6 protein-coding genes and 1 riboswitch are annotated in these 3,364 nt (G+C 68.1%); of the genes, 3 read left to right on the top strand and 3 right to left on the bottom strand.

Features of this window, described 5'->3' with window-relative positions; genetic code table 11:
- A partial coding sequence (locus ABNT58_RS02010; protein WP_348751844.1) for an SDR family oxidoreductase occupies positions 1-392 on the top strand: 392 nt, incomplete at its 5' end.
- A 4-nt stretch (positions 393-396) separates the two neighbouring features.
- Here the strand turns inward: ABNT58_RS02010 and ABNT58_RS02005 are convergent.
- Both ABNT58_RS02005 and ABNT58_RS02000 read right to left on the bottom strand, forming a co-directional pair.
- Positions 397-954 carry a TMEM165/GDT1 family protein gene (locus ABNT58_RS02005; protein WP_348751843.1) on the bottom strand — a complete coding sequence of 186 codons (558 nt, stop codon included), beginning with the start codon at positions 952-954 and terminating at the stop codon, positions 397-399.
- Positions 955-968: 14 nt separating this feature from the next.
- Positions 969-1,175, bottom strand: a riboswitch (yybP-ykoY riboswitch).
- Between the two features lie 61 nt (positions 1,176-1,236).
- Positions 1,237-1,692: a MarR family winged helix-turn-helix transcriptional regulator gene (locus ABNT58_RS02000; protein ID WP_348751842.1), complete on the bottom strand. Its 456-nt coding sequence runs from the start codon at positions 1,690-1,692 to the stop codon at positions 1,237-1,239.
- A 50-nt stretch (positions 1,693-1,742) separates the two neighbouring features.
- Here ABNT58_RS02000 and ABNT58_RS01995 point away from each other — a divergent pair, with 50 nt between their 5' ends.
- Both ABNT58_RS01995 and gloA read left to right on the top strand, forming a co-directional pair.
- The gene (locus tag ABNT58_RS01995; RefSeq protein ID WP_348751841.1) at positions 1,743-2,285 is read left to right on the top strand and encodes a PaaI family thioesterase; all 543 of its coding nucleotides are present in this window, start codon (positions 1,743-1,745) and stop codon (positions 2,283-2,285) included.
- Complete coding sequence (gloA, locus tag ABNT58_RS01990; RefSeq protein ID WP_348751840.1) at positions 2,282-2,680, top strand: lactoylglutathione lyase; 399 nt, start codon at positions 2,282-2,284, stop codon at positions 2,678-2,680. The genes ABNT58_RS01995 and gloA overlap by 4 nt, the downstream gene beginning before the upstream one ends.
- Positions 2,681-2,698: 18 nt before the next feature.
- Here gloA and eda read toward each other — a convergent pair whose 3' ends face one another.
- A complete protein-coding gene (gene eda, locus ABNT58_RS01985) occupies positions 2,699-3,325 on the bottom strand; it encodes a bifunctional 4-hydroxy-2-oxoglutarate aldolase/2-dehydro-3-deoxy-phosphogluconate aldolase (RefSeq protein ID WP_348751839.1) in 627 nt (208 codons plus the stop codon).
- Positions 3,326-3,364: the final 39 nt, after the last annotated feature.

The following is a 3,364-nucleotide window of genomic DNA, read 5'->3' as shown; positions in this document are numbered from 1 at the left end:
TGATGGCGGCCCACGGCGGCGGCGCCATCGTCAACATGAGCTCGGTCAACGGCCGGCTGGCCATTCCCAGCATCGCCAGCTACAACGCCAGCAAGGGCGCCATCGACCAGCTGACGCGGGTGATGGCGCTGGGCCTGGTGGACCATGGCATCCGCGTCAATGCGGTGGCGCCAGGCACCATCGCCACCGAGCTGGCGCGCAGCGCGGTGCTCACCAGCGAAGAGGCCAAGGCCCGCATCATGAGCCGCACGCCGATGAAGCGCCTGGGCGAGCCGGCCGAGGTGGCCGACGTCGCCGCCTGGCTGCTGAGCGATGCGGCCAGCTACGTCACCGGCGAGATCGTGGTGGTGGACGGCGGCCGCATGACGCTCAACTACACCATGCCTGTCTAGACAACTAGCCCGAGACCAGCGCCACCACCCCCAGCACCGCGAAAATGGCCGCCGCGATGACGTGGATGACGCGGATGGGCACCTTCTTGGTGACCTTGTCGCCCAGCAGCACCACCGGCGCATTGGCCAGCATCATGCCGAGGGTGGTGCCCAGCACCACGCTCACGATGGCGTCGTAGCGGGCGGCCAGCGCCACGGTCGCGATCTGGGTCTTGTCGCCCATCTCGGCCAGGAAGAAGGCCACCACGGTGGCACCGAACACGCCCAGGCGCGGGGCCTTGGCATCTTCGTCGTCCAGCTTGTCGGGGATCAGCGTCCACACCGCCATCGCCAGGAACGAGATGCCCAGCACCCAGCGCATCACGTCGGGGCCGGCCAGGTTGGTGATCCAGGCGCCCAGCGCGCCCGCGGCGGCATGGTTGAACACGGTGGCGACGAAGATGCCCGCGATGATGGGCCAGGGGCGGCGGAACCGCGCGGCGAGCACCAGCGACAGCAGCTGGGTCTTGTCGCCCATTTCAGCGAGGGCGACGATGCCTGTAGAGACGAGAAAGGCTTCCAAAAGGGTGGCTCCGGCCGGACAAGGACGCTATTGACCGCAGCGCATCCCCGGCCCATCGGAGTCGCCACGGCCAAAGGTCTCGCAAAATCCGGTGGATCGCTTGCGCCATGCCCGCGGGTGGCCCCGCCGATGCAAGTCTGTTGACGCAAGCCCCTCTCACATCACTGCCGAGACAGCCGGCAGGCGGAGGGCAGCTACTCCCCAATGACAGCGCGCATTGTAAGCGTGGGCCCCGCGGCTTGAAGCCACTTCATGCCATAAGCAACAGCGCGCGCCAGTGCATCAGGCGTCTTCGGCGGCCTGCAGCAGGCCGATGCAGTCGTCCAGCAAGGCATGCAACGCCACCACGCGTTCGGCCCCCAGCACCGCATTGACCTTGAGCTGCGCTTTTTTCCAGGCGCGCTGGCTCTGCTCGCGCACCGCGCGGCCTTCGTCGGTGATCTCGACCAGGCGGCTGCGCGCGTCTTCGCCCGGCAGCTGCCGCACCCAGCCCTGTGCCACCAGCGGCTGCAGGTTGCGGCTGAGCGTGGACGCGTCCAGCCGCATCGCGGCTGCCAGGTCGCCGGGGCGCAGCGGCCCCAGCTTGAGCACGAAGGACAGCAGCGCGTACTGCGTGCTCTTCAGGCCCGTGGCCTGGCCATGCGCCTCGTCGTAATAGCGGCCCACCAGGCGCGACAGCTGGCGCACCTTCATGTGCGTGCAGCCCTGCGGACGGACGGCGGAAAGTTCTTGGCCCATGTCGATCAGTGTACCTACAATCATTGCAGGTACAAGCAATGGAGACGCTTATGAATGCTGCAGACACCCTGGCCGCCTGGCAGGCCCGCCAGAACGAGATCGACGCCCGCCCGCACGAGGTGGGCGTGGCCCGGCCCGACCAGGTGGCCGGCCTCAGCGGCCTGCAGATCCTGCAGGCGATGGTGGCAGGTGAGTTGCCGCGCGCGCCCATCTCGCGCACGCTGGGCTTCGTGATCGTGGACCTGGCCGAAGGCCGCGCAGTCTTCCAGGGTCAGCCCAGGTTCGACCATTACAACCCGCTGGGCACGGTGCATGGCGGCTGGATTGCCACGCTGCTGGATTCCGCGGTGGGCTGCGCGGTGCACACGCTGATGGAGCCGGGCAAGAGCTACACGACGCTGGAGCTGAAGATCAACTACGTGAAGGCCGTGACCCACAAGGTGCCGCTGGTGCGGGCGGTGGGTGAAGTCATTCACCGCGGTGGGCGCATTGCCACCGCCGAAGGCAAGCTGGTGGGCGCCGATGGCACACTTTACGCACACGCGACCACCACCTGCCTCATCTTCGAGGCTCAGCCTTTCGCCAAGCCATGAGACTTCTACACACGATGCTGCGAGTGGGCGACATGCAGCGCTCGATCGACTTCTACACCCAGGCCCTGGGCATGAAGCTGCTGCGCACCGTGCAACGCCCCGAGCAGCAATACGACCTGGCCTACCTGGGCTACGGCGCCAACCCCGAGCATGCCGAGCTGGAGCTGACCTACAACTACGGCACCGACAGGTACGAGCTGGGCACTGCCTACGGCCACATCGCGTTGGGCGTGGATGACGCCTATGCGATGTGCGACGCGGTGCGCGAAAAGGCCGCCGCCTTCGGCGGCGCCGTCACGCGTGAAGCCGGCCCGGTCAAGGGCGGCAGCACCGTCATCGCCTTCGTCACCGACCCGGACGGCTACAAGATCGAGCTCATCCAGGGCGGGGTCTGACGGTCACCCGAAGGGAGGTCAGCCGCGCAGTGCGGTGGCACCCTTCGCCAGCTGCGTGATGCGCCCCCAGTCGCCGGCTTCCACCGCGTCGGCCGGCGTCAGCCAGGAGCCGCCGCACACCTTCACGTTGGGCAGCGCCAGAAAATCAGGCGCCGTCTGCAGGCTGATGCCGCCCGTGGGGCAGAACACCACGTCCGGGAACGGGCCGGCCAGCGCCTTCAGCATCGGGATGCCGCCGGCCTGCATGGCCGGGAAGAACTTCAGGAACTGCAGGCCATCGGCCTGCGCCGCCATCACTTCGCTGGCGGTGGCCACGCCGGGCAGCAGCGGCAGGCCGGCGGCCTGGCAGGCGCGACCCACCTCGCTGGTGTAGCCGGGGCTCACGCCAAACACCGAGCCGGCGTTCTTGGCCGCCTGCGCATCGGCCGCCGAGCGGATGGTGCCGGCGCCGACGATGGCATCGGGCACCGCCTTGGCGATGGCTTCGATGCATTGCAGCGCCACCGGGGTGCGCATGGTCACTTCCAGCACGCGCACGCCGCCGGCCACCAGGGCTTCGGCCAGCGGCACGGCGTCTTCCACGCGCTGCAGAACGATGACCGGTATCACCGGGCCATAAGAAACGAGGTCGAGGGTGTTGTTCATGAAGGTCCTTGTCAAAGCCAGGTGCAGGCGCCCTCTTCG

It is taken from the genome of uncultured Aquincola sp., from assembly GCF_964001545.1.
Classification (GTDB): domain Bacteria; phylum Pseudomonadota; class Gammaproteobacteria; order Burkholderiales; family Burkholderiaceae_C; genus Aquincola.
The sequence above is the reverse complement of the archived record's forward strand: the minus strand, read 5'-3'. Positions and strand labels throughout refer to the sequence as shown.